The sequence below is a fragment of the Deferrivibrio essentukiensis genome, assembly GCF_020480685.1.
Classification (GTDB): domain Bacteria; phylum Chrysiogenota; class Deferribacteres; order Deferribacterales; family Deferrivibrionaceae; genus Deferrivibrio; species Deferrivibrio essentukiensis.
This window is the reverse complement of the sequence record NZ_JAJAFU010000001.1, coordinates 112119-139049: the sequence shown is the minus strand read 5'-3', so window position 1 is coordinate 139049 and position 26931 is coordinate 112119. Positions and strand designations below refer to the sequence as shown.

Genomic DNA, 26931 nt, shown 5'->3' with positions numbered 1-26931 from the left:
TTTTCCTATGGAATAGAACCTCGGGCAGAGATAAGGTGCGGCATGGGTTTCTATTAGGGCATACGGTTCTTGACCAGCTTCGCCCACATCTTGCGCTGGCGGTGCCAATGGGCGACGGCGGTGATGGGGCGGACATCCTTCTCACGGATTGGATTACGGCCTTTGACCGTGCGAGGCAGATACAGGAGCGCTTCCTGAATGTCGGGGGCCAGGTTGAGCAGGTTCATGATCTGCGTGATCCTGGCCCGCGTCACGTAACCGAGTCGTGCCAGATCAGCATAATCACGCACTTCGCCGCAGCCCACCAGCCCGTCGTAGCGGATCGCCAGAGCCATCAGGCGCGAAATGCGGGGCACGTTTCCCGGCTCGATGTTTCGGTCTTTACCTGATTGGGCATTGCCGTTTTTCCGGCTGTTCTTTGGCTGGAAGGTGAAGGATACCTCCAACTGACTCAGTCCGGTTCCCGAAGCGTCCGGTGTACGATGTTTCATGCCGTTCCCTCCACGTCTCTGACGGCAGCCTCACTGCACAGCGCTTTTATCCCCGGCGACCGGAATGTGACCGTCACCTTGCCGTCCCGTCCGTCATAGCCGACGCGTTCGACGAGCAACCGAACGATCCGGGTCTGTTCGCGGGGCGACAGGGATTCCCACACCGGGGCGAAAGCCGTCAGGGCTTTGGCCAGGTCACCTTCATCCACGGCTTCATTCTGGATGGAAATGACCTCTTCACGGATGGCGGTCATCCGTTGATCCAGGGACCCGATCTGGTCCTGAAGGTCGGCCAGTTGATCAATCGCCAGTTTCTGGTCTGAGGCTACGGAAAAGGACTCGCTCATCAGTTTCTGAACCCTGGCGTGCAACCGCTTGAGCACCCGTTCATGGCTTTGCCGTTCCTTTTTCAGTTCCGCCAGCCGTTTTTCGCTTTCCTCTCTGACCTTCGCCGCCGTGGCCGCGATGATCGTCTCGTTGCTTCCGATGCCGCGGATGTGTTCAACCACCGCGTTCTCGATTTCCTGGGCGTTGAGCGACTTGCTCGGGCAGGACGACCAACCCCGCTGCTGGGCGTTGAGGCACACGTAATATCGGTATAGTCTGCCGTTCTTGTTGGTGTAGGTATGGAGCATGCCGGTGCCGCAGGGCGCACAGTAGAGAATTCCTTTCAAGAGCGCACCGTACTTGTTGCGCACCGCATTGCCGCCTGTTCGCCCGTTTCTCCGGAGCGTATCCTGGACCCGTTGCCAGAGATCGATGTCCACGATCCCGTCGTGTTCACCATCATAGATGGTTCCTTTGAAGGCGACCTTGCCGGTGTAGGTCACGTTGGTCAGAAGCCGAAACAAACTGCCTTTGTTGAACGGCTTACCACCCCGGTCCTTGCCCTTTTGGGTGGTCCATCGCTTGGCGTGCCAGCCCCTTCGTCCGAGTTCCTCAACCACCGGGATCATGGCCTGATGTTCGAGATAGAGCTGGTAGATCGCTTTTACCTGGGCGGCTTCCTCTTCGTTTACCACCAGCTTGCCGCCTTGCCGGTCCACGTCGTATCCCAGGATAGGCTGGCCGCCGATCCACTTTCCCTTCCTGCGGGCTGCGGACATCTTGTCCCGTGTGCGCTCCGAGATGATTTCCCGCTCGAACTGGGCGAACGAGAGCAGGATATTCAAGGTGAGCCGCCCCATGGAGCTGGTCGTGTTGAACTGCTGCGTGACCGATACGAAGCTCACGGCATGCTTGTCGAACAGCTCCATCATGCGGGCGAAATCCAGGAGGGAACGGCTGAGCCGATCCACCTTGTAGACCACCACGCAGTCGATCTCACCGGCTTCGATGTCGGCAAGCAACCGTTTGAGCGCCGGACGCTCCATGTTACCGCCGGTGAAGCCGCCGTCGTCGTAGCGTTCCGGCAGGCAGACCCAGCCCTCGTGCTGCTGGCTCCTGATGAATGCTTCGGCCGACTCGCGCTGTGCGTCCAGGCTGTTGAATTCCTGATCGAGCCCCTCGTCGGTGGACTTGCGGGTATAGATGGCACAACGGACCAGGCCGTCGCGGCGCTGGGGCGGGGCTCCCGTTCCTCTGGCCTGTTCCGCCTGGGTGTAGCTTCCTTCGTTCAAGGTCATACTCATCCGGTCCTCCTTCTACGTTTTTCGGCCGTTCCGCTCGCGGGCGTGCCGTCGCCTGCGAGGCCGAAGAAGAGGAAGCCGTTCCACTTGGTGCCTGTAACCTCGCGGGCGATGGCGGAGAGCGACTTGTACCGCCGCCCCTCGTACTCGAACCCTTCATCGAGCACCTTCACCACCACGCTTCGACCCTTGTATTCTCTTACGAGCAGGGTGCCGGGCAGGGGCAACCGACGGTCGCGTGAGGCCGGGAGCCTTCCGCGCACGCTCCGGGCCCGCTCCTCGGCCGAGCCGGACTTGTGCCGGGCGCGGGGAGCGCGGATTCTGAGGTCGGCGTCGTCGGCCAGCTCCTCGGCGCGCCGCCGGGCCCGCTCGGAGAGGTCGCCTTCGGCGAGGGCCTGGAGCCGCCAGGCGATCCGCTTGCGCAGAAAGTCCTTGTGGTGGGAGCGCGTCTCTTCGCCGAAGACCTCGAGGTACTTCTCCCGGAGCTCCCCGACCGTCATCCGGGAGAGGCTCATGATCTCCTTGTAGGTGTCCGTGTTCATCCGAAACCTCCTTTCGACGTTCTCTTTTCCACGCCACGGCCAGGTGGTCTCCGCGGCTTCTCGGGGCGCTAACCCCTTGTGGAATGAAGGCTTCGGTGGCCCGAAACATCAAGGCGTTTCTCCGTAAACGCCTCAGATTCGTGGACTTGCGCCACATTCCCCTCCGAATCTTGGGAATCAGAGGGAAGTCTTCGGCCTTTCCGGTAGCGCATGTAGCCCTGGGCCAGGATTGAGACGACTTCGGCGGTCACCGCTTCAATCGTGTCGGGGATGTTGGTTTCAGCCTGCATCCGGTCCTCCTTCGCGGAAGGCCGCTGGAAGGACCGTTGTGGATGCCGCGGGATGAACGACCTTGGTCAGGAACCGTTGGAGCCCGTCCGATATCGCTCGAGAGCGATGTCGCCGGCACCCACAACGGTCTCCGTTCTCACGGCCGCATCCGCTGTCTGGTGATCAACTTGCCGCCGAACCCCTTGGTCCGGCTTCCGGCTGATACCTACCGGAGGATCGAGTTTGATGTCGGCGCAGGCTCTGTGGGGAACCGGGCTGTTAAATAGCCGGATTCAAAAAGCGGAGAATGGGAGAATCAGGAAAGGACATTTGCGAAAACCGCGGCTGAACCCCCATGGTTGCATCGCAACCCCGGGCGGAGAGCATCGAAACGGAGAATCGGGAAGGATGTGCCCGTCGGCGTAAGTCGGCGAAGACAGGGCAGAAACGACAATACCCCGTGGGGATCAACCCACAGGGTATTGCGTTAAATAAGAACCGCTGATTTCAGCGGATAGAATTTTGGCTCCCCGGGACGGACTCGAACCGCCAACCTAGTGGTTAACAGCCACCCGCTCTGCCGATTGAGCTACCGGGGAACTTAAGCAGGAGAGATATATAGCAACATTGACTAAAAGTGTCAACATTTTTTTTCGTTTTTTTTACACTGTTTAAACATCAAAATTAACCAGTTTGACTTCCTCTTCCAACATTATCCCTGTCTCATTATAAACCTTATCCTTAACATGTTGGATAATATTGTATATGTCTAAGCTTGTTGCTCCACCAAGATTAATAATAAAGTTTGCATGTTTTTCAGAAACTTTAGCATTACCCACCCTATACCCTTTCAAACCACAACCTTCAATCAAAGTCCCGGCGAAATTACCTTTAGGTCTTTTAAAAACAGAGCCGCAACTGGGATAATCGATGGGCTGTTTTGACCACCTTTTAGAAAGGATTTCCTCCCTTCTGTACATATTTGCTCCTTTTCTCAAAAAAAAGCCCGCTTCAACAACTATTTTTTTATCTAAACCTGAGCTTCTGTAAGTAAAATTTATTTCGTTCTTTTTCAGTAGAGTAACTTTACCGGACATATCAATGGTTTTTACATAATCAACGACATCCTTTATCTCAGTGTCAAATGCCCCTGCATTCATAAAAACAGCTCCACCCACACTGCCGGGGATACCTGATAAGTCTTCTATACCACCCAAATTATTTGAAATAGAAAATTTTACAATATCATCAAGCAGGCAACCTGCTCCACTGACAAGCATACTACCATCTATCAAAGCATACCTGTTAAGATTTTTCAAACTAAGCACTACCCCGTCAAAGAAATTATCAGAAAATAGCACATTACTCCCTTTGCCAAGGATAAAAAATTTTTCATTTTTCAAGTAAATTAAGGATTCTCTCAAATCTTGAGTTGTATAAGGTTCTAAAAAAAGTTTTGCACTCCCACCGGTCATATAGCTTGTGTGTTTTGACAACGGCTCATTTTTAATTATTCTCATTTTTTGGTAATCCCCGCATCTTCAAGAGCTTTTGTGCATTTGCATTCATCCGTATTCGGAATATTTTTACTATACAACTCTAAAATTTCTTTCAATTTTTCTTCACTCTTCTTTATTGTTTCTATTACTTCTGAGGTTGTCAGTTTATTTTTCGAAATACCAGCAGCAAAATTAGTCACAATACTCACATTTGCATAACAAATCTCAGCTTCCCTTGCCAGCGTTACCTCAGGAAAAAGGGTCATACCGACTATATCGGCACCGAGAGTCTTATACATTTTAATTTCGGCAGCCGTTTCAAGCCTTGGCCCGTTAGTACATACATAAACACCCTTATTTTTGATGCCAAAAGAAAAATCTTTTGACAGAGTGATTAGCTTATCTCTGATCGTTTCGCAGAAAGGGTATGTTAAATCTATATGAACTATATCATTTTCTTCGTAAAACGTATTTGCTCTGCCACATGTCATATCGATAGCATTATCAGGAATAACAATATCCGAAGGCTTTAAATCACTTGCAATCCCACCGACAGCATTAAAAGAAAGTATTTGGCTGACCCCAATTTGTTTGAATCCGTCAATATTTGCTCTGTAATTTACTTTGTGTGGGGCAAGGGTGTGATTTGCTCCGTGCCTTGATAAAAAATAAAATTCAACTCCCCCTTTTCTAAAAAGTTTGTAAGGTGATGAAGGTTTGCCAAAAGCAGAGCTGACTTCAATATCTTCTATAAACTCAAAACCGTTGATAGAATAAAGTCCGCTTCCCCCTATTATCCCAATCTTCATTTTTACCCCTTTTGTTTTGAAGGCTTTGGAAGATGCCAGTTTTTATAAATTGCGATAAGCCTTATAGTTATTACTATTGCGATGCAAATAACTACATTAAGAGTCTTATTTAAATTTAGCCGATCAAAAAAAGCAAATATTAGACCTCCTACAATGCAAGCAGATGCATAAATCTCTTTTTGTAATACCAAAGGGACCTCGCCTTGCAGAATATCTCTTACCATTCCACCCACTGTGCCGGTCATAACCCCCATAATTATCGCACCAAAATATCCTATATGATAACTAATACCCACTGAAATCCCAATCACGGTAAATACTCCAAGCCCTATTGCATCCATTATAAGAAGCGTCTTAAACTTTTTTTCCACAAAAGAGCTAAAATAAAATGTGATTACTGAGGCCAAAATAGATATAAAAAGATATGTAGTGTTTTGGAAGATAAAAGGAGGGATTCTGCCCACAAGCACATCTCTTATTGTGCCTCCGCCAACAGCCGTGACTACACCTAAAACGGTTACACCGTAAAGGTCAAGGTCTTTCCTGACACCTGCTATGGCACCGCTCATAGCAAAAGCAAATGTCCCTAAAAGGTCAAGTACATATAAAACATTCATCAGTCTTTTGATAAGTTAAATTTGTTTTTCGTCATACCTGCCAAATAACTGTCATGTGTCACGACAAGTATGGTAAGCCCGTCATCATTTAACTTTTTAAATATTTCAAATATGCTGTAACTGTTTGCCCTATCAAGATTACCTGTAGGCTCATCAGCCAAAAGTATATGCGGCTCGTTAATAAGTGCTCTTGCAATAGCCACCCTCTGCTGTTCACCACCGGAAAGCTCGGAAGGGTAGTGATTCATTCTATCTTTCAAGCCAACTTTTTCAAGAAGATATTCTGCACTCATTTTAGCCCTATTTTTATTCCCATCCTTTATTAAGGCAGGGAACATTACATTTTCAAGCGCATTAAAATCATTTAAAAGATAATGAAACTGAAAAATAAAGCCCACATTCTCATTTCTAAACTTATCTATAAACCCGTTTGAAGAAAAAATATTTTTACCTTCAAAAAGGACTTCCCCTGAATCAGGCTTGTCAAGTCCGCCCAAAATATGCAGTAGTGTTGATTTCCCTGAACCGGAAGGACCGACGACAGCGGTAAAATCACCCTTATTTATTTGCAAACTCATATTAACAAGGACATTTACGACATGAGTAGCTTTTTTAAAGCTCTTATATATATTTTTAGCTTCCAGTATAAGATTATTCATTTCTCAATGCCTCAATCGGGTCTAATTTGGAAGCGTGAATGCTCGGGATTATAGAAGATATAAAAGTAATCACAATTGCTGAGATACTCACCAAAATAAACACTTCAGGGACAATTTTTACAGGAATCCTGTCCATAAAATATACATCTTCAGGCAAAGAGATTATCTTATAGTTTTCAAGCACATAGCAAATAGCATATCCTATAATATTTCCTACAGCTATACCTATCAAACCTATTATCAGCCCCTGCCTTATAAAAATATTTCTTATAAATTTACTGCTTGCTCCCATAGCTCTGAGGATTGCGATATCCCTCTTCTTGTCCTTAACCGTCATTGTAATCAAACTCATTATATTAAACGAAGCAACTACAGTAATAAGAGTTAGGATGATAAACATTGCAGCTTTCTCAAGCTTTAGAGCAGAAAATAGATTTTGATTCATACTAAACCAATCTCTTGACCACAATGGGAATCCAAGTTTTTTTCTGATAGCGTGAGAAATTTCTCCTGCCTTATTTACATCAAAAACACTTACACTAAAACCTGTCACTATATCATCAAGCTCGAAGAACTTTTGTGCAGCTTTAAGAGGGATAAGTGTCAATGTGTTGTTATATTCATACATTCCAGTATCAAATATACCCGTTATTTTAAAGCGTTTCATCCTGGGGGTAAAGCCAAGAGGCCCTTTTTTGCCAAAAGGGGAAACCATAACTATCTCATCCCCAACGGTAAGAGCCAAACTGTTTGCCAAGTCTTTTCCAATTACAATATTAAAATCTTCACCGTCAAGAGACTTTAAATCCCCTTCTTTCATATATTTCTCAATATTTGTAACATTGATTTCAGTTTCAGGCACGATTCCCCTTACAATAACACCACTGACGCTTCTTTCACTTGTAAGTAAGACCTGATTTAGCAAAAATGGTGAAACCCCTTTAACACCTTCCACTGTCTTAATTTGTGATTCTACTTCCTGCCAATTGGATATCGGAGAAGAGTCAATTCTATTAACAATAATATGCGAATTAGCTCCCAATATCTTATCTCTTAAGTTATTTTCAAATCCAATCATTACGTTTATGACCACTATTAAAGTAGCAACTCCCAAAACAATACCAATAATTGATATTGCCGAGATAAAAGACAATACTCGGGTTTCTTTTCTGCTTTTTATATATCTTAAAGCAATAAAATTAGATAGCTTCATCTATTCCCACTCAATTGTTGCAGGTGGCTTAGAACTTATATCGTATGTAACACGATTTATCCCCTTAACCTCATTTATTATCCTGTTTGAGACTTTTGCCAAAACTTCATAAGGGATATGAGCCCAGTCTGCAGTCATACCATCAAGACTTGTAACAGCCCTTAATGCTGCTACATGCTCGTAAGTCCTTTCGTCCCCCATAACTCCGACTGACCTTACAGGTAATAAAACGGTAAAAGCCTGCCATATTTCATTGTAGAGTCCAGCCTTTTTTATCTCTTCTATAAATATTGCATCTGCCAGTCTTAACACATCCAAACGTTCTTTTGTAACTTCACCTAAAACCCTTATAGCAAGCCCCGGTCCCGGGAAAGGATGCCTGCCAATTATTTCAGCAGGCAAGCCAAGCTGCAAGCCAACCTGTCTTACTTCATCTTTAAAAAGTTCTCTCAATGGTTCAATCAGTTCAAACTTCATATCCTCAGGCAAGCCACCCACGTTATGATGAGTTTTAATAGTAGCTGATGGCCCTTTAAATGATACTGACTCTATTACATCAGGATATAGTGTCCCTTGAGCCAAAAAGTCAAAATCTCCTAACTTCTTGGTCTCTTCTTCAAATACCTGTATAAACAAATTACCTATTTTTTTGCGCTTGGTCTCAGGGTCGCTAACCCCTTTTAAAACTTCAAGAAACTTTTCTTCTGCATCAACATAAACAAGATTGATTTTAAAATGATTTTTAAACGTATCTATTACCTGCTCAGCCTCATTAAGCCTTAACAGTCCATTGTTAACAAAGATACACGTAAGATTTTCTCCAATTGCCTGATGAAGTAAAACTGCAACAACTGAAGAGTCCACACCACCACTAAGGGCACACAAAACCTTTTTATCTCCAACTCTTTCTCTTACTCTTTCTATTTCAGCATGAATAAAGTTGCCAGGAGTCCACACCTGCAGACATCCACAAACATCAACAATAAAGTTTTTTATAATCTTTGAGCCATTTACCGTGTGAGCAACCTCAGGATGAAACTGAATAGCATAAATAGGCTTTTCAATATGCCTCATCGCTGCAACAGGGGCATTTTCAGTAAAACCAATCACCTCAAAACCGTCTGGTTTCTTTTCCAATCTATCGCCATGACTCATCCAAACGGTAAGTTTATTATCGTTTGAAACATCTTTAAAAATATCTTTATTGTCGTTAATATTTAAAATACTCCTGCCATATTCTCTATGGTCAGCCTTTGCCACTATACCGCCAAAATGCTTGCATATAAGTTGCATACCGTAGCATATACCCAATATAGGGACATTTAGTTCAAAAACCTTGGAGTCAACATCCGGTGAGTTTGCATCATAAACACTTGAAGGCCCACCTGACAAAATAATTCCCTTTGCTCCAAACTCTTTTATCTTTTCAAAGTCAGCATTACATGGAAATATTTCACAATAAACCTGATTTTCTCTTATCCTTCTTGCAATAAGCTGAGTATATTGCGAGCCAAAATCTAAAATTAAAATCTTTTCAGAATGTATATCCACTTGCCACCTCTAATATTATTCTATGTATTAACCCAATAATTTGGAGCTTCTTTAGTAATTATAACATCGTGCACATGACTTTCTCTTAGACCTGCATTTGAAATTCTGACGAATTTTGCATTACTTCTTACCTCATCAATCGTCCTGCAGCCTAAATATCCCATACCTGACCTAAGCCCGCCAACTAATTGATAAATAGTCTGACTTAAGTCCCCTTTGTAATGTACTCTACCTTCAATACCTTCAGGAACAAATTTACTTTCTATTTCGGTATCATCCTGAAAATATCTATCCTTGCTCCCCTTTTTCATAGCACCTACGCTACCCATACCTCTATATACCTTGTAGCTTCTCCCCTGATAAAGTTCAATTTCGCCCGGAGATTCGGTAGTGCCTGCAAAAAGTGAGCCTATCATTACTACGTTTGCACCTGCAGCAATTGCTTTAACCACATCACCTGAATACTTAATCCCACCATCAGCTATAATCGGAATATCATACTTTGCTGCCATCTCTGCACAATCCATAATAGCAGTAATCTGAGGTACACCAACCCCTGCAACAACTCTTGTGGTACATATCGACCCGGGACCTATTCCTACCTTTACACAATCAACACCTGCCTTTGCTAAATCTTCTACCGCTTCAGCAGTTGCCACATTACCTGCCACAAGTTGAAGGTCAGGGTATTTTGCTCTCAATGTTTTTACCATATCTATAACTTTTTTAGAGTGTCCATGAGCTGTATCCACAACTATGACATCTACCCCTTTGTCAATAAGGGCAGCAACTCTCTCCAAAGTTTCAGGAGTAACACCTACCGCAGCACCTACCCTTAACCTGCCAAATTCATCTTTAGTGGCATTGGGATATTTGAGCTTTTTATTAATATCTTTAATTGTAATTAAACCTTTTAAGTTATAGTCCTCATCAACTACCAATAATTTTTCAATCCTATGTTCCTGCAAATGCTCTTTTGCTTCTTCCAGTGAGGTTCCAACTGGAACAGTCACAAGATTTTCTTTCGTCATGTACTTTTCAATAGGGTCAGAAACATTTTTAACAAATCTTAAATCTCTGTTTGTAAGAATACCATAGAGCTTTCCATTTTTAGTCACAGGGATACCTGAAATTTTATATTTGGACATCAAAGCAAGAGCGTCTTCTACATTCTTTCCATATTCAATAGTTATTGGATCAACAATCATACCGCTTTCTGACCTTTTAACCTTATCTACCTCTTCAGCCTGCTCTTCAATACTCATATTTTTATGGATAAACCCGATGCCACCCTCTTGAGCTATTGCAATTGCAAGCTTCGCCTCAGTAACAGTATCCATTGCTGCACTTACAAGTGGAATATTTAATGTAATTTTCTTGGTAAGATTCGTCCTTGTTATAACTTCGTGAGGCAGCACATCGCTCTTTCTTGGAACTAATAACACGTCATCAAATGTTAAAGCTTCCTTAATAATTTTGTTGTCCATGTTTGTCTCCTAAACTTTAATATCCCCAATCTCTACTATATCTGAAATCTCTATCTATTGTTCTAAGACTTATTTTAGCAATTACAGGAAGTTGCCTTTTAAATTGATTTTTTCTAATCCTCTCGGCAATACTATTAATAAAATTTTCATCAAACCCTTCTTGAATAAGCTCTTCTGTCGAATACCTTTCATCTATCATTTTAAAAAGAAGCTTATCCACTTGTTGATAACTGAAACCAAGCTCATTTTCATCAGTTTGACCTTCCCACAAGTCCGCCGTTGGTTTTTTAGTAATAACTTGTGTAGGGATTTCAAGATATTCGGAAAGCTTCCACACCTGCGTCTTATACAAATCACCAATTGGGTTAATGGCTGAAGCCAAATCTCCATACCAAGTTCCGTATCCCAAAAGCAATTCAGTTTTATTACTTGTACCCAAAACCATTCCACCAACTTCAGCAGACTTATCAAAAAGTACTATCATTCTCATTCTTGCCATTACATTACCCTTGCGAAGCTTGCTCATACCATTTTGAGTATTAAAATACGGCTCAACAAAATTTGTAATTTCAACTTCTTCGAGGTTAACTTTTAAATAATCTGCAACAGCCTGTGCATCTTCTCTACTCTGACTACTGCTTGTTTTATATGGGAGATAATATAAGTGTACCCGTTCTCTCCCTAAAGCCTTTGTAGCAAGTGTAGCTGATAATGCCGAGTCAATCCCCCCGCTCAATCCAACCACAACATTCTTTAAACCAATTTTTTCAACTTCATCTTTAATAAAATCACATAATATCTTAGTAACAATCTCAGGATTAATGTTCATTGCTATCTCCAAAATCTTCAACAAACTTTTTAACCATTTTAAAATCTTCATCTCTAAAAAATGGTGAGTGAATACGTGCTCTTCTAATTTCCTTTCTATCAAAAGTTATATCTTTAACCTGCTCATCAAAAAGTTTTAACTCAATAATAGATTTACCAAACGGTGAAAATGCAGTAGACCCCCCCCAAAAAGTCACCCCCTCTTCAACTCCAACCCTATTAACAAAAACTACATTAACAGTTAGGTTTGTAGCAATATATTTCAAAGTGTTATACCAAAGTTCTTTTGGATAAAAACTATCCTCAAATATCCCTCTTGCAGGACTATTTGAAACAACAAATATCGTATCCACATTTTGTCTACTTAATGTCAATATTGATGATAAGTGTAGAGCATCTTCACAAATCAACATTCCACATTTAAAATATTTAGTATCAAAAGCCTTAAAATTATTACCAGCTGCAAAGTACCTTGATTCTTCAAACATAGTATAGTTTGGCAAAAAAACCTTTTTATGAAGGTGCACTATTTTACCACTTTCAAAATAGCCACATGAATTATAAAATAGGTGTCTATTATCTTCGTAAACAAAACCGGCTACAATAGAAATTTCTTTCGAATATTCTTTTAATCGCTGTATGATGTTTGACTCTTCATTTAATGCAACATCATAAACCAAATCACGCAAATTGTAACCACTTAAAGAAAGTTCAGGAAAAGCAATTAAATCTTGATTCTTTTTAATAGCATCTTCAATATGTTTAAAATGTATTTCTGCATTTTTAGCAATGTTGCCCAAAGAAGGTTTTATCTGTGCCAATGAAATATTAATCATTGTCGCTCCTTACAAAATGTCCTGACTTACCACCTTTTTTTTCAATAAGCTTTACATCACTGATAACCATCTCTTTATCTACCGCTTTACACATATCATAAATTGTCAGAGCTGCAATACTTACACCTGTCAAAGCTTCCATCTCAACACCGGTTTTTCCACTTAATTTTACCGTAACAGATATTTTTACCCTTGAGTTTTCCATTTCAGGGATAAAGTCTATGTCAACGGATGAAATATTAAGAGGATGACACATTGGGATAAGGCTCGATGTTTGCTTTACCCCCATAATGCCGGCTACTCTTGCAACTTCAAACACATTCCCTTTAAAAATCTTGTTATCAAGAATTCTCTCTAACGTTTCTCTCTTCATACTTATATAACCGGTGGCAGTAGCTTCTCTTGCGGTAACACTTTTATCAGTTACATCAACCATTCTACTTTTTCCATTTTCATCAAAATGTGTAAATTCCATAGGCACACCTTAAGGATAGTATTTAAACACTTCTTCCAATGGGATGTTTGATTTGACAAAATTCCAAATCATCCCCTTTTTGTTTTTTATTACTTTAAACTGTTCATCATCATACTTATATTCAAAAGTTGCATATAATACTTTTTCTTCCAATTTGCCATTATTATTATACTTATACAAGTTTATTCTGTAAAATTCAGCTTCATAAATCATCATTTTAAAAAACAACAGCTCTATAAAATCCTTAAGCTCTTCCGCAAACGGATTTTCCTTTCCTGCAGTTCTTTCATTTTCAAATTTAGTTTTCGTAGTATAAACAATTTCAGCCTTAAGAAAACCATCTTTAAAAAGCAGATCCATATACTCAAATTGAGGCACAATCCCTTCCTGCTGAAAGTACATTGATTCACTAAAATTTATATTAAACCTCTCAATTACGGATTTTAACTCTAGACTTACTTTATTATATTTATAAGAATTTTTAATAGCTTCTTTTTTTAATGTATTTTTAAAATCTACATCATCCCTTTTAATATATCCCGTTTTCGTATTATTTATTTTAACTTTAAGCCATTCTTCCTCATCAACTTCAAATACTATGAGCTTAGTCCCTCTGTAAAATCTTCTTAATATTTTTGCCTTTTCGTCCGGATTTTCATAAATATTAGCAACCTGTTTTTTAACTATACCCACAAACTCAACAGCATCGCCATCTGTTTGAGAAAAAGCATTCATACTTAGAACAAAAAATAGTAAAGTACTTAAAAATATCCTAAACATTGAATCTAAAATATATTATGTCTCCATCTTTTACAATATACTCTTTCCCTTCAAGCCTCATTTTTCCAAGCTCTTTTATTTTAGTCATAGATTTTATCGCCCTAAACGTCTCAAAATCTATAACTTCAGCTCTAATAAACCCTCTTTCAATATCAGAGTGAATTTTCCCCGCTGCTTCTTTTGCAGTTGTACCACCCTTTATTGTCCATGCCTTTACCTCTTTTTCACCTGCGGTAAAAAATGTAATCAAATCGAGCAATTGATATCCGGAAACAATAAGTGATTCAAGCCCTGATTTTTCAACCCCAAGCTCATTTAAAAACTCTTTTGCCTCATCTTTGCTTAGCTCAGCAAGTTCAGACTCAATTTTTCCAGAAATTTTTACAAATGCAGCGCCCTCTTTTTGAGCGATATTTTTCACCTTTTCAACATATTCATTATCTTCGATTATTGATTCCTCATCAACATTTGCCACATACATTACAGGTTTGACTGAAATAAGTGATAAATCAGAAATATATTTTAAATCATCTTTTTCCACAACGTTTCTAAGCATCACACCGTCGCTTGCTTTTTGGTATATCTTTTCCAAAACACTTAACTTCTCTTTCAGCTCCTTATCACCGCTTTTAGCAGCTTTAGAAATCCTGTTTATCGCTCTTTCAAGTACTTCCAAATCAGCAAGTAAAAGCTCAGTATTTATTACCTCAATATCCCTTTCAGGATCAATATTGCCATCAACGTGAGTTATGTTACTATCTTCAAAACACCTGACAATGTGTGCTATCGCATCTACCTGTCTTATGTGAGTTAAAAATTTATTACCTAAACCTTCCCCTTTACTTGCACCCTTTACAAGTCCTGCGATATCTACAAATTCAATTGTCGTATAAACTACACTTTTTGGTTTTATATGCTCAACCAAAAAATCAACCCTTTCATCAGGAACATTAACTATACCTATATTAGGATCGATCGTACAAAACGGATAATTCGCACTTTCGGCTTTTGCTTTTGTGAGTGCGTTAAAAAGGGTTGATTTGCCAACATTTGGCAACCCAACAATACCACAATTAAATCCCATACTAAACCTCGATTAAATTATATGCAAAAAAGGGCAGGTTTTACCTGCCCTTAAGATTTATAACAATGGAGCTATAACCAGTGAGACGATACTCATAAGCTTTACTAATATATTCATCGCCGGACCACTTGTATCTTTAAATGGGTCACCCACAGTATCACCAATAACAGCAGCAGCGTGTGCTTCTCCACCTTTTTTCTCACCTTCCAATTCACCTTTTTCAATACCTTTTTTAGCATTATCCCAAGCTCCACCAGCATTGGCCATTAAAAGAGCAAGCAATACACCAGTAACAGTAGCACCAGCAAGCATACCACCAAGAGCATACTTACCAAGTCCAAAACCAACTACAACAGGTGCTAGAACTGCAACAAGACCGGGTAGAACCATCTCTTTCAATGCAGCAGCGGTTGATATATCAACACAAGTTTTTGGATCCGGTTTTACACCAGGCTTGCCTTCAAGAAGACCAGGAATCTCTCTAAACTGACGTCTAATCTCCTCAACCATTTGTGCAGCAGCTTTACCAACAGAAGTCATTGTAAGTGCAGCAACAAAAAATGGCAATACACCACCAATAAACATACCGATAACTACCGTAGGCTCTGTAATATTGATTACATCTACACCCGCACTACTTGAATATGCAGCAAAGAGAGCAAGTGCAGTAAGTGCAGCTGAACCAATAGCAAAACCTTTACCTTCAGCAGCAGTTGTGTTACCAATGGCATCAAGACTATCAGTAATCTTTCTTACTTCTGGTCCAAGCTCAGCCATTTCAGAAATACCACCTGCATTATCAGCAACAGGACCATATGCATCAACAGTCATTGTAACTCCAACAGTTGCAAGCATACCTACAGCAGCAATACCGATACCGTAAAGACCAGCTTGCCAGTTTGCAACAAAAATAGCTACACATATAAATATGATTGGCCAAACAGTAGACTGAAGACCTACTGCAAATCCGTGGATAATATTTGTAGCAGGACCTGTTTTAGATGCATGCATAATCCTTGTAACAGGTGCTGCAGCAGTGTAGTACTCTGTTATAAGACCGATTGCAACACCGGCAACTGTTCCAAACAATAATGCCCAAAAAACACCTGTATGTATCCCAAAGTATGCTATGGCAGCATATGCACCAAGTATAAATATTACTGCAGCAATAAGAGTTGTCATCCTTAAAGCCTTAGCCGGGTCCATGTTTTTAAGAGCATTCATTGAGAAGATACCAATAAGTGAAGCAACCAAACCAACTATTGCCAAAAATATTGGTAAAAACATTAATGCAGATTTATCTCCACCTAACAAATTCATCAGGTCAGGGGATGCTGTTGCAGCAATAGCTATTGTTGCAATAACTGAGCCAACATAAGATTCAAAAATATCAGCACCCATACCTGCGATGTCACCTACATTATCTCCAACGTTGTCAGCGATAACGCCAGGGTTTCTCGGGTCATCTTCAGGAATACCAGCTTCTACCTTACCCACCAAGTCAGCACCAACATCAGCAGCCTTTGTGTAAATACCGCCACCGATTCTTGCAAAAAGTGCAATTGAAGAAGCACCCATTGCAAAACCATTTATATACTTTGCTGATTCAGGTGTTCCAAATATTAAATAAAAAACGCCTACACCTAACAAACCCAATGAAGCGACTGCAAGCCCCATAACTGAACCGCCGTTATATGACACCAAAAGAGCAGCTGCGACACCTTTTGCCCTTGCAGCTTCACTTGTCCTAACATTTGCTCTTGTAGCCGCTTTCATACCAAAAAAACCGGCAAGAACAGAAAAAATTGCACCGGCAAGAAATGCAACAGCTGTTTTGAACCCTAAGTCAGGTGACAAAAACATCAACCCAAAAACAACAATAACAAATACAACCAAAACCTTATACTCTCTTGACAAGAAAGCCATTGCACCATCGTGAATCATATCGGAAATTTCTCTCATCTTTTCATTTCCGACAGGCTGTTTTTTAACAAAACCATAAATAAGTAAGGCCACGATAAGGCCTATTACCCCTGCCACAGGAGCGAGGTACTGCAAACCGTTTAACATTAGTTTTCCTCCTTCTTAATATTTTTATTATTAAAGCTATTCATTGCTTCTTTTAGGCCGCAATTGAGGTAGCATATTATTGCATCTTTTGCAATACTCAAAAACTCATCAAGTTTATCAAACTCTTCTTGAGTAAATTTTCCAAGCACATAATTCCTTCCGCTCACATTAGGTCTGCCTATCCCACACTTCCCCCTGATGAATTTTTCTGTATTAAGACAAGCAATAATAGACCTTATACCGTTGTGTCCGCCCGCTGACCCTCCGAGTTTAAGTTTAAACTTTCCAAACTCCATATCCAAATCGTCATGAACAACAAGTGTATTTTCACTCTCAATCTTAAAATAATTTGCAAGACTTGCAACCGAATCACCGCTTAGATTCATATAGGTTTGAGGTTTTAGGAAATACACCCTTTTCCCATAAATATCAGCAACTGCATAATCCCCCTTGAATCCGCCTTTAAAGTTCAAACGAAAATGCTCTGCCAACAAATCCAAAACCATAAAACCAATATTGTGGCGGGTAAGGGCATATTCTGCCCCCGGATTGCCTAAGCCTACTATTAAATACTTATCAGACATTTTTAATAATTAAATAATGAACTTATGCTCTCTTTTTTATAAATTCTCAAAATAGATTCTGCAAAAAGATTTGCAGTTGAGAGTACTTTTATTTTACCGTTGTTCAAAACCTCTTTGCTGGCATTTATCGTATCGGTGATAACAACCTCTTCAAGCTTGCTATTGATAATTCTCTCGAGAGCCGGTCCGCTTAATACACCATGAGTTGCTGCCGCAATAACAGATTTTGCCCCTTGCTCAATCACTGCTGAGGCAGCTTCAGTCAATGTCCCAGCAGTATCAATCATATCATCTATAATAATTACTTTTTTGCCTTTTACATCCCCTACTACATGCATAGCCTTTGCAACATTGGGGCCTGTACGCCTTTTATCAATAATAGCAAGGGAAGTATCCAATATTTTGGCGTAGCCTCTTGCCCTTGGCACTCCACCTGCATCAGGAGACAAAACCACATAACTTTCACCACAAGCCCCTTTTTCTTTAAGATAGTTGGTGATAATAGGGGTTGCATAAAGGTTGTCCACCGGAATATCAAAAAATCCCTGAATCTGCCCCGCATGCAAATCCATAGTAACAATTCTATCTATACCTGATGTGGTAAGCAGATTTGCTACAAGTTTTGCAGTTATTGGCACTCTTGGCTCGGTAGTCCTGTCCTGCCTTGCATAACCAAAGTAAGGCATAACTGCAGTAATAGAGTTTGCAGATGCCCTTTTCAATGCATCTACCATTATCATCATTTCCATCATGTGGACTTCGGCAGGAGCTGATGTTGACTGTATTAAAAATACATCTCGTCCTCTAACACTTTCATTAATTCTTATAAAAATCTCACCGTCGCTAAATTTACTCACAGTAGCGTCACCCAATCTTTGACCGAGTCTTTTGGTAATACCTTCTGCCAAAGGCCTGTTTGAATTACCTGCAAAAACTAAAAAATCCATGTATATCTCCTTTAGATATTATTTGTCCTATATATAAAATAATCTGGGTATCTGTTTCTAAAATAATTATATGCCTTATCCAAAAGTGAGCTTGAGTTAAAAATTCCAAACACAGTTGCTCCACTCCCACTTAACATAGCTTTTAAAGCTCCGGAATTAATGATTTCTTCCTTAACTGTTTGAAGTAGCCTATATCTGCTAATAGCGACATTTTCTAAATCGTTATTCATTATTTTTAAAACATCTTGTAGGCTTAAAATGTGGCGCATTCTAAAAACTTCTTTATTGAATGTCAACTTTAATTTTAGATTTTGGTAGATTTCTGCAGTTGATACAAAAATATTAGGCTTGACTAAAAGTATATACATAAAAGGGAGTCCGGGGGCATCATCTAAAATTTCACCCCTCCCCTTACCTATCATCGGCTTATCATAAAGAAAGAAACACGTATCTGAGCCCACTTGGGAAAGTATACTGAGTTTTAAATCAAGTGTTAGGTTCAGGGAAAATAATTCATCTAATATATTTAAAAAAGTTGCAGCGTTACTGCTGCCGCCACCTAACCCTGCCCCTGAGGGTATATTTTTTATTAGCTTCACTTTTACGCCAGGAAGGTTGATATTTAGTTTTTTCTGAAGTGTATTATAAACCTTATAGATTATATTACTTTCACCTGTTGGAATACTCTCGTCATTGACTGTTATAGAAAACTCATCAGCCCTTTGGGCAACCAAAAGATCATACAAATCTATTTTACTAAAAAGTGTTTCTATATTGTGAAACCCGTCATCACGCTTATTTAACACATTTAAAAAAATATTTATTTTCGCATAACTTTTAGATGTAATAATCATAAAAATGTCACCGTTAAGATTAATTCAGGAGTAATTGTCTGTAAACCTTTGATATTTTCATCATACTCATAATCTATCTCTATAAATTTTGTTTTAATTTTTGAGATTTTATAATTTTCATTTACAGAAATAGTTATATCCCCTTTTGAAAAATTATAAGAATTATCAACCACAGTCATATTATATGTATTATCAGGCAAAATTAAAGGGTAATTAAGTATAGAAAGAATGACATCTATATTCTTTTTATTAAATATTCCAAGATATGCTTCAGGATTCTCTATTTCAGACTTTTCCACATCAAGTTTATTCCTGTCACCACTAACAATGATTGCCGGCTGATTAAACGCTCCTATAACGGTTAAACGAAATCTATCCTCACAATCTTTAACCAACAAACCTTTAAATTTGACTCTGTTAAATCTGTCTTCATAACTAAAAATCCCTTTTCTTTTTATTTGACAAACTATTGGATTATTGACAGTCACCTTTTCAATAACATCAAATTTAGATTCGTGATAGTTGATTTGAACTTTCTTGGAACATGAGATAAATAAAAGGATAAATATAAAAAGTATTACTTTATTCTTTAATAACATCTTCAATAGATTTATTTATATTTAACGCCTTCATAATTGACTGCATATGCTCTCTCATCTCTTTCTCTTCAGGGGAAATTTTAAGTGCCTTTCGCTGGTAGTCATAAGCCTCTTCATATTTTTTCATTTTATACAATACCCAAGCCATACTATCAAGATAAGCTGCGTTGTTAGGCTCGTACTTTAAAGCACTTTTAATTAAATCATATGCTTCATCAAGATTTATCCCCATATCGGCGTAAAGGTATCCAAGAAAATTAAGATAAGTAGGGCTCTTAGGGTTTATTTCAATTAATTTTTTAAGAGTTTTTACAACTTCATCGTAATCCTTTTTCTTTTCTTTTAAAATAGCATATGTAAAAAGAAGCTCTTCACTTTCAGGATTTTTATTCAGTCCCTCATTTACAATAGCAATTGCTTTTTCAATATCCCCGTTATTTTCATAGATGGCTGCTTTTAGTCTGAAAAACTCTATATCTTTTCCTGTGTCTTCCACCTTATCTAAATAGTTAACAGCCTTATCATACTCTTTTTTAACAAAAAGCAGATAGGCTATCCTTTTTAATGGCTCACTATAGTCATTTCTAACGTTGTAAGCTTTCTCATAATATTCTATCGCCTTATCAGTTTCCCCTTTTGCCTCATATGCTATGCCCGTATAAAAAAGTGCCTGCGTGTCTTCAGGAGAATCCTGAAGTATAAGTTTGAAATATTTTAATGCATTGTCATAATCTTTAATCTCATAAAATGAGGCCGCTATCTGTCTTAAAACATAAACCCTTTCTTTTCCGCTATAATCATCTACCAAGCTCTCGAGCAAACTTATATATTTTTTATTGTCGCCAAGCTGCTTATACACCTCAGCAAGTTTAATTTTGATGCTTGGGAAATTTGAATTAAGACTAATGGCCTTTTCCAAATATTCCGCTGCTTTTTCATACTCTTTTTGATTGATGTAAACATCTGACAGCATCAATCTTGCTCTCAAATTTGGCACTATTTCATCAGCCTTAATAAGGTCATTAACTCCGTCTTTAACTATTCCAAGTTTAATATACAAAAATCCTCTTTTATAGTAATATTCCGAATCATTCGTCTTATTAATTAACTTGGTATAAATATTAATAGCAGCAGAATAATCTTCCCCTGCTTCTAACACCCTGGCCAAATACTCTAAATACTCCAGTTTATCGGAATACTCGGTTGCAACTTCTATATATTTCCTTCCCTCGTTGAGTTTATTAAGGTATTCGATATAAAGTTTGCCCATGTAAAAATTTAATTCTGGGTCATTCTTAAATCTCTTATCATCCAAAAAAGATTCAAGGAGATTTTTTGCCTTCTCGGTGTCTTTCTTAGCAAGATAAGTTTCCGTCAGCTTAACCGCAACATAACTGTCTTTATTATTTTTTAATATATTTTCATAAATTTTGGCCGCTTTATCATACTCTTGACTATTAAAATAGTAAGTAGCCGTTAAAAACTCTTTATCATAGTTGGCGCTATCCGAAATGGCATTGCTTACCGTAGCACAACCAAAAAAATTTAGAATTAACAACAGCAAAAAAATATTTTTCACTTAAAATGCCTATCTATAAAGTCAGTGGAAAATTCGCCACTTCTAAACTTATGATTGTCAAGAATTTTTAAATGTAAAGGAATCGTTGTCTTGACCCCTTTTAATACATACTCACCTAAAGCTCTTTTCCCTCTTTCTATCGCTTCAGCCCTGTCATTCCCAAAAACAATCAATTTACCAATCATAGAGTCATAAAAAGGGAGTATAGTATAATCTTGATAAACGGCAGAATCTACCCTTACGCCTAATCCGCCTGGAGTATAAAGTGCATCTATTAAGCCCGGAGATGGAGTAAAAGTTTCAGGGTCTTCTGCATTTATTCTAAATTCAATGGCATGACCATGAATTTTAATGTCGCTCTGCTTAAGGTCTATATCTTCGCCGGAAGCAATCATAAGTTGCAATTTAACCAAGTCAATACCCGTAACCATCTCTGTAACAGGATGCTCAACCTGTATCCTTGTGTTCATTTCCATAAAATAGAAATTACCATTTTTATCGACCAAATACTCTATGGTACCCGCATTTTCATACTTAAGTTTGGAAACAGCCTGTAAAGAAACTTCCCCCATCTTTTGTCTTAGTCTGTCTGTCAAAAAAGGGCTTGGGGCTTCTTCCAAAAGCTTTTGATGCCTTCTTTGAATTGAGCACTCCCTTTCAAAAAAATGCCAGCTATTCCCTTTACCGTCCCCAAAAACTTGTATTTCTATATGTCTTGGTTCTTCAATAAATTTTTCAATATAAACTTCCCCATTGCCAAAAGCATTTTGTGCCTCACTCTGAGCCATCTCAAAATTCTTCACAAAAGTAACATCATTATGAGCAACCCTCATCCCTTTTCCGCCACCGCCTGCAGAAGCCTTTATCATAACAGGAAATCCAATCTCTTTTGCTATCTGTAGAGCTTCGGCAGAATCCTTGACCGGGCCGTCACTACCTGGGACAACCGGAACACCAAAAGATTTCATACAATCTTTTGCTTTTGATTTATTACCCATCAAATCAATATGCTCTGCAGAAGGCCCTATAAACTTAAAACCGCATTCCTCACAGATTTTTGCAAAGTCAGCGTTTTCAGCCAAAAAACCGTAGCCGGGATGTATTGCATCCACATCAGCAATCTCGGCTGCAGAAATAATGTTTCTAATATTGAGATAGCTATCTTTACTGGCTCTTGGCCCAATACATACAGCCTCATCGGCAAATGCCACATGGAGAGACTCCCTATCCACATCGGAATACACTGCTACCGTTTCAATTCCAAGCTCTTTGCATGCCCTAATAATTCTAAGTGCAATTTCACCTCTATTGGCAATAAGTACTTTTTTAAACATTTAACAGCTCCAAATTAGACTTTTTCAACTATAAAAATCGTCTCACCATACTCTACAGGCTCGGCATTTACCCCAACCTTTTTTACTATCTTGCAATCAAACTCAGCCTCTATCTCATTCATAATTTTCATAGCTTCAATAATACAGAGTGTTTTCCCTTTTTTAACGATATCACCCTCTCTGACAAATGGCTCAGCACCTGGCGCTGGAGCTTCATAGAAAGTCCCAACAATTGGTGACTTTATTTCTATATGATTTGGATTTGATGCGACATTTTCTGTTTTAGGAGCAGTTGCAATATTCTCAGTAGTTTGGGCTGACTGTTGAGGTAAAGTCTGCGTTACCGGTTGCATAAATGTTGGTTGCATAACTTGAGGTGCGGCAACATTAACCTGTTTTGATAAAAATATTCTAAAGTCATCACTTTCATATTCAAACTCAGTAAAACCCGATTTGTCCAAAAATTTGATTAAATCTTTTAAATCTTTAATATCCATCTTAAAGCTCCTTAACGGTATAGTAACTGCTTATTACTTAGATGTTTTTACCCTTTCTATATAGCTTCCATCTCTTGTATCTATTTTCAATACATCCCCTTCATTTATAAAGAGAGGAACATTTATTACTCCGCCGGTGCTAAGCTTTGCAGGCTTTGAGCCACCGCTGACAGTATCACCCTTAAGACCTGGGTCTGTTTCCACAACCTCAAGCTCCACAAAATTTGGCAATACAATTCCAATTGGTTTTTGGTTAAACACCTGAACAAGCACCATAGTATTCTCAGGCATAAAAAGTGCTGCATCCCCTACTTCACTAGCAGGAATCTCCACCTGCTCATACGTTTCATTATCCATAAAGTAGTAAACATTTCCATCATTGTAAAGATACTGCATCTGCTTTTCTTCAAAATCAGGCTGATCAATTTTTTCATCAGACTTGAAAGTCCTTTCGATTACATTGCCTGTTAAAAGGCTTTTCATTTTTGTTCTGACGTTTGCACCGCCTCTGCCCATCTTTATATGAAGATAATCAACTACAGAGTATGGTTCACCATCAACTTGAATTTTTAAACCTCTTTTAAACTGATTTGGAGTTACTGGCATCTAATCACCTCAACTAATTTATTTTATAAAAATGTCTCTCTAACATAGAGCTTAAAATTTCACAACCATTTTCAGTTACTAAAACGGTATCTTCAATCCTTACACCAAAATTGTTTTCAAAATATATGCCCGGCTCAATGGTTATAATCATACCTGCCTTTAAAACTGTCTCATCAAATGGGTTTAATGACGGTTTTTCGTGCACATCAATCCCTACCCCGTGGCCAAGTCCATGGTTAAAAAACTGCCCATACCCTTTCTTTTCTATAAAATCCCTCGCAATCGCATCTATTTCGCAAGCTTTCTTCCCCTCTCTAATACTTTCAATTGCCAACATCCTGGCACTATTTACAATATCAATAATCTCAAGCACCTCTTTATCATTACCGCTATAAATCATCCTCGTAATATCGCTGCAATAATTTATAAAAGCACCATAATCGACAATCACGGGCTCAGCTAAATCTATTTTCTTACCAGATGCTATACCGTGTGGCAAAGCTCCTCTATGCCCAGATGCAATGATTGTATCAAAGCTGGGCCTTCTTGCACCCCTGACTTTCATATTATATTCTAACTTTGCTGCCCATACATTTTCAGTTTCACCAAATTGAAACTCACTTATTGCATCTGTAAATGCCCCTGCAGCAATTTCATATGCTTTTTTTATGACAGCGATTTCATTTTCACTTTTAACCAGCCTTAACTGCCCAATAATATCATTTAAGTCAACAATAACATCTGAATTTTTCTTCAGTTTCGTATATAAATCCAGAGGCGTTTTAAAATCTACATACATTTTTTTATATCTTTCAGCAATTTTTTCAAAATGTCTATTGTAGTTTTCGACAATCACTCTCTTGAAAGCTTTATCTATTTCATTCTCTATTTGATTCTTATACCTTCCGTCAGTTATAAACTCAAACCCATTTTCATCAATGAGTATATAAGCGGTTGACCCTGTAAAGTTAGATAAATAGTATATATGCGAAAGATTGGTCACAAAATAGGGAAGCATACCTTGATTTTCAAGCTGCTTAAAAAGGGTATTCAATTTTTCCATTATTTACCTCAAAAGATTAATTAATATCCGCAAAGTAGTCTATTGCATATAGATAACCACGTATTCCAAGACCTGTTATAAGCCCTACAGCCAAGTCCGATAACATAGATTTATGTCTAAAAGTTTCTCTTTTGTAAATGTTTGATATATGCACTTCTATAAACGGTATATTTACTGCAGCAAGTGCATCCCTTATGGCAATGCTCGTATGTGTATAGGCACCCGCATTGATTACTAATGCATCAAAATCTTTAGATTTATGAATCCTTTCAATAATATCACCCTCATGGTTAGACTGAAAAACCTCTACATATATATTTTTACTCTCACAATGATTCTTTATAATCGACACAAGCTCTTCGTACGTAGTATTGCCATAAACCGATGGTTCACGCTGACCGAGCATATTTAAATTCGGTCCATTTATAACAAGCACCCTTTTCATTAAAAGTCCAGCTCCTTTTTAAACTTTGGCTCCAGTGAGGTAACAACATATTTCAATTTCCCTAAAATAGTTGTTTTATCAATTACAGCAACAAGGTAGTAATAGTTATTAATTTTATGCAAGTAAAACCCTTCCGTATCGCAATCTATATACATTTTTTCCATCTTTCCCGTAATAAGAAAGGTGGTAACTTTATCAATATATTTTAAAACTGAAGAAAACTCTGCAGCTATCTCTTCAGCTGTCCTTTCTTTATTGTCAAGTTTACTTACTATTATTCCATCTCTATCAAATATCGCCAAAACTTTCACCCCTTTAACAGAAGAGGCAATAAATTTTAATATTTTGTCAAACATTTCTCTTCTCTTTTACTTTGCTGATATTTTCAAGCCAATTTTCAAGCTTCTCAATTGCTTCCATGTTAGGATTAACAGGCTCAAGTTGTTCAAGCTTTTTATCAAAATCAACGTCAAGTTCACTCTCGGTTAGTTTATCTTCTGTAGCGTCCTCAGACTTGACATCTTCAAAATTTTCCTCTGTTTCACTTTTATCTCCATAACCAGAATAGCTACCAGTATCCCTAACAGTCATGTCTTCAGATTTACTTTCGGACTCACTTTCAGGCTTACTTTCGGGCTCAAGGTCATTCAGCACTAACCCCTCTTCTAAACCAAGCTCTTCTTCTACCACTTTCTCTTCTGCAAAATCCAACTGTTCATCTGCTGTGAAGTCTTCAATTTTATCAAGTGGCTCAACATCTAAGTTTAAATCCCCTATTTCCTCTAATCCTTCTATTTCATTTAGAGACTCTTCAGGCACCAATATTTCTTCCTGCGCAACATTCTCCTTGTGCAAATAAGCATTTATTTCCGCAACTTTTTTATTTAACAAATCAGGATTAAATTGAAGCTTTTCGTTCACATATTCTAAGGCTTTCTCATACTCCCCTTCATTTATAAGCTCTTCAAGCTGAGCCTCAACCTCAAAAATATCTATATCTGCTTCTTCCCCTCTCTTTATATCTTCGATAACTTCATCCGCAAGGTCTTCGGCTACTTCAGTTAAATCGGATGGCTCTTCATCAGTTTCCTCTTTTAAAGATACTTCTTCAGTGTCGGGTTTTTCATCCGTGATATCGTCCAACCCTTTAGGGGTAGCATCTACAGTCATTGCCAATTCTTCAATAAGCCTTCTTAATTCCAAATCTTCAGGTGAATTCATAGATGCTGTTCTATAATAGTAGATTGCCTTCTCTACATTTCCTTCGGCTCTATAAATTTCACCAAGAAGTTTGTTAGCCCTATGGTTATCTTTTGAAAAGGTGGCAACTTCCAAAAGAAGTCCCTTTGCTTCATTTAGCATACCTTTTCCTAAAAAAGCCTGAGCAAGAATTGTCTTTGCAGCGATATAATCCGGATTGTTATCCAATCCTTTTGTGCAAATCTCAATTGTTTCATCATACTTTTCAAGCTTTAAGTATGCCATAGCCAAAGGCATAAAAACTTTAGACTTGGGATTTTCCTCTAATTTTTTTGAAAAGTATTCGATATCTCTTAAATATCTTGATTTTTGGCTTTCGTCCAT

29 protein-coding genes and 1 tRNA gene are annotated in these 26931 nt (G+C 39.1%); all 30 read right to left on the bottom strand.

The genetic code is table 11. The features are described 5' to 3' along the window. Nucleotides 1–53 precede the first annotated feature (53 nt). Nucleotides 54–491 (bottom strand): hypothetical protein, encoded by a 438-nt coding sequence (locus LF845_RS00705; protein WP_242819066.1) that lies wholly within the window; start codon nt 489–491, stop codon nt 54–56. Further along, a complete protein-coding gene (locus LF845_RS00700) occupies nt 488–2122 on the bottom strand; it encodes a recombinase family protein (RefSeq protein ID WP_242819065.1) in 1635 nt (544 codons plus the stop codon). The genes LF845_RS00705 and LF845_RS00700 overlap by 4 nt, the downstream gene beginning before the upstream one ends. Continuing rightward, nucleotides 2119–2661: a DUF2924 domain-containing protein gene (locus LF845_RS00695; RefSeq protein ID WP_242819064.1), complete on the bottom strand. Its 543-nt coding sequence runs from the start codon at nt 2659–2661 to the stop codon at nt 2119–2121. The genes LF845_RS00700 and LF845_RS00695 overlap by 4 nt, the downstream gene beginning before the upstream one ends. A 68-nt stretch (nt 2662–2729) precedes the next feature. Beyond that, on the bottom strand, nt 2730–2951 hold the full coding sequence (locus LF845_RS00690; RefSeq protein WP_242819063.1) for a hypothetical protein: 222 nt from the start codon (nt 2949–2951) through the stop codon (nt 2730–2732). A gap of 503 nt (nt 2952–3454) precedes the next feature. Beyond that, nucleotides 3455–3530 (bottom strand) — tRNA-Asn (locus tag LF845_RS00685). Between the two features lie 72 nt (nt 3531–3602). Continuing rightward, nucleotides 3603–4451: a UDP-N-acetylmuramate dehydrogenase gene (murB, locus tag LF845_RS00680; RefSeq protein ID WP_242819062.1), complete on the bottom strand. Its 849-nt coding sequence runs from the start codon at nt 4449–4451 to the stop codon at nt 3603–3605. Next, nucleotides 4448–5239, bottom strand: coding sequence for an S-methyl-5'-thioadenosine phosphorylase (mtnP, locus tag LF845_RS00675; protein ID WP_242819061.1), 792 nt, complete (start codon nt 5237–5239; stop codon nt 4448–4450). Before mtnP ends, murB begins: the two co-directional genes overlap by 4 nt. A gap of 2 nt (nt 5240–5241) precedes the next feature. Then, nucleotides 5242–5856, bottom strand: coding sequence for a trimeric intracellular cation channel family protein (locus tag LF845_RS00670; RefSeq protein WP_242819060.1), 615 nt, complete (start codon nt 5854–5856; stop codon nt 5242–5244). Further along, nucleotides 5856–6515: an ABC transporter ATP-binding protein gene (locus LF845_RS00665; RefSeq protein ID WP_242819059.1), complete on the bottom strand. Its 660-nt coding sequence runs from the start codon at nt 6513–6515 to the stop codon at nt 5856–5858. The genes LF845_RS00670 and LF845_RS00665 overlap by 1 nt, the downstream gene beginning before the upstream one ends. Then, nucleotides 6508–7728 carry a lipoprotein-releasing ABC transporter permease subunit gene (locus LF845_RS00660; protein ID WP_242819058.1) on the bottom strand — a complete coding sequence of 407 codons (1221 nt, stop codon included), beginning with the start codon at nt 7726–7728 and terminating at the stop codon, nt 6508–6510. Before LF845_RS00660 ends, LF845_RS00665 begins: the two co-directional genes overlap by 8 nt. Continuing rightward, nucleotides 7729–9279 (bottom strand): glutamine-hydrolyzing GMP synthase, encoded by a 1551-nt coding sequence (gene guaA / locus LF845_RS00655; protein ID WP_242819057.1) that lies wholly within the window; start codon nt 9277–9279, stop codon nt 7729–7731. It lies immediately after the preceding gene. Between the two features lie 20 nt (nt 9280–9299). Next, entirely contained in the window at nt 9300–10766 is a 1467-nt protein-coding gene (gene guaB, locus LF845_RS00650) for an IMP dehydrogenase (protein ID WP_242819056.1), read from the bottom strand. A 16-nt stretch (nt 10767–10782) separates the two neighbouring features. Further along, complete coding sequence (locus tag LF845_RS00645; RefSeq protein ID WP_242819055.1) at nt 10783–11595, bottom strand: NAD+ synthase; 813 nt, start codon at nt 11593–11595, stop codon at nt 10783–10785. Next, a complete protein-coding gene (locus tag LF845_RS00640; RefSeq protein ID WP_242819054.1) occupies nt 11585–12430 on the bottom strand; it encodes a nitrilase-related carbon-nitrogen hydrolase in 846 nt (281 codons plus the stop codon). Before LF845_RS00640 ends, LF845_RS00645 begins: the two co-directional genes overlap by 11 nt. After that, nucleotides 12423–12905, bottom strand: coding sequence for a cyclic pyranopterin monophosphate synthase MoaC (gene moaC / locus LF845_RS00635; RefSeq protein ID WP_242819053.1), 483 nt, complete (start codon nt 12903–12905; stop codon nt 12423–12425). Before moaC ends, LF845_RS00640 begins: the two co-directional genes overlap by 8 nt. 9 nt (nt 12906–12914) lie before the next feature. Beyond that, complete coding sequence (locus LF845_RS00630) at nt 12915–13640, bottom strand: SH3 domain-containing protein (protein ID WP_242819052.1); 726 nt, start codon at nt 13638–13640, stop codon at nt 12915–12917. A 37-nt stretch (nt 13641–13677) separates the two neighbouring features. Then, nucleotides 13678–14769, bottom strand: coding sequence for a redox-regulated ATPase YchF (ychF, locus tag LF845_RS00625; RefSeq protein WP_242819051.1), 1092 nt, complete (start codon nt 14767–14769; stop codon nt 13678–13680). 57 nt (nt 14770–14826) lie between these two features. After that, nucleotides 14827–16839 (bottom strand): sodium-translocating pyrophosphatase, encoded by a 2013-nt coding sequence (locus LF845_RS00620; protein WP_242819050.1) that lies wholly within the window; start codon nt 16837–16839, stop codon nt 14827–14829. After that, on the bottom strand, nt 16839–17423 hold the full coding sequence (gene pth / locus LF845_RS00615; protein ID WP_242819049.1) for an aminoacyl-tRNA hydrolase: 585 nt from the start codon (nt 17421–17423) through the stop codon (nt 16839–16841). Before pth ends, LF845_RS00620 begins: the two co-directional genes overlap by 1 nt. A gap of 2 nt (nt 17424–17425) precedes the next feature. Beyond that, nucleotides 17426–18370 (bottom strand): ribose-phosphate pyrophosphokinase, encoded by a 945-nt coding sequence (locus tag LF845_RS00610; protein WP_242819048.1) that lies wholly within the window; start codon nt 18368–18370, stop codon nt 17426–17428. Nucleotides 18371–18381: 11 nt separating this feature from the next. Further along, entirely contained in the window at nt 18382–19224 is an 843-nt protein-coding gene (ispE, locus tag LF845_RS00605) for a 4-(cytidine 5'-diphospho)-2-C-methyl-D-erythritol kinase (protein ID WP_242819047.1), read from the bottom strand. Continuing rightward, nucleotides 19221–19823, bottom strand: a complete 603-nt coding sequence (locus LF845_RS00600) for a hypothetical protein (RefSeq protein WP_242819046.1) — start codon at nt 19821–19823, stop codon at nt 19221–19223. Before LF845_RS00600 ends, ispE begins: the two co-directional genes overlap by 4 nt. After that, on the bottom strand, nt 19807–21402 hold the full coding sequence (locus tag LF845_RS11975) for a tetratricopeptide repeat protein (protein WP_242819045.1): 1596 nt from the start codon (nt 21400–21402) through the stop codon (nt 19807–19809). Before LF845_RS11975 ends, LF845_RS00600 begins: the two co-directional genes overlap by 17 nt. After that, complete coding sequence (gene accC / locus LF845_RS00590) at nt 21399–22736, bottom strand: acetyl-CoA carboxylase biotin carboxylase subunit (protein WP_242819044.1); 1338 nt, start codon at nt 22734–22736, stop codon at nt 21399–21401. Before accC ends, LF845_RS11975 begins: the two co-directional genes overlap by 4 nt. Before the next feature lie 14 nt (nt 22737–22750). After that, nucleotides 22751–23233 carry an acetyl-CoA carboxylase biotin carboxyl carrier protein gene (gene accB / locus LF845_RS00585; protein ID WP_242819043.1) on the bottom strand — a complete coding sequence of 161 codons (483 nt, stop codon included), beginning with the start codon at nt 23231–23233 and terminating at the stop codon, nt 22751–22753. Between the two features lie 33 nt (nt 23234–23266). Further along, complete coding sequence (gene efp, locus LF845_RS00580) at nt 23267–23839, bottom strand: elongation factor P (protein WP_242819042.1); 573 nt, start codon at nt 23837–23839, stop codon at nt 23267–23269. Nucleotides 23840–23852: 13 nt separating this feature from the next. Next, the gene (locus tag LF845_RS00575) at nt 23853–24902 is read right to left on the bottom strand and encodes a M24 family metallopeptidase (RefSeq protein ID WP_242819041.1); all 1050 of its coding nucleotides are present in this window, start codon (nt 24900–24902) and stop codon (nt 23853–23855) included. Between the two features lie 16 nt (nt 24903–24918). Then, nucleotides 24919–25347: a type II 3-dehydroquinate dehydratase gene (aroQ, locus tag LF845_RS00570; protein ID WP_242819040.1), complete on the bottom strand. Its 429-nt coding sequence runs from the start codon at nt 25345–25347 to the stop codon at nt 24919–24921. After that, nucleotides 25347–25703, bottom strand: coding sequence for a roadblock/LC7 domain-containing protein (locus tag LF845_RS00565; RefSeq protein ID WP_242819039.1), 357 nt, complete (start codon nt 25701–25703; stop codon nt 25347–25349). Before LF845_RS00565 ends, aroQ begins: the two co-directional genes overlap by 1 nt. Continuing rightward, nucleotides 25696–26931 carry a tetratricopeptide repeat protein gene (locus LF845_RS00560; RefSeq protein WP_242819038.1) on the bottom strand — a complete coding sequence of 412 codons (1236 nt, stop codon included), beginning with the start codon at nt 26929–26931 and terminating at the stop codon, nt 25696–25698. The genes LF845_RS00565 and LF845_RS00560 overlap by 8 nt, the downstream gene beginning before the upstream one ends.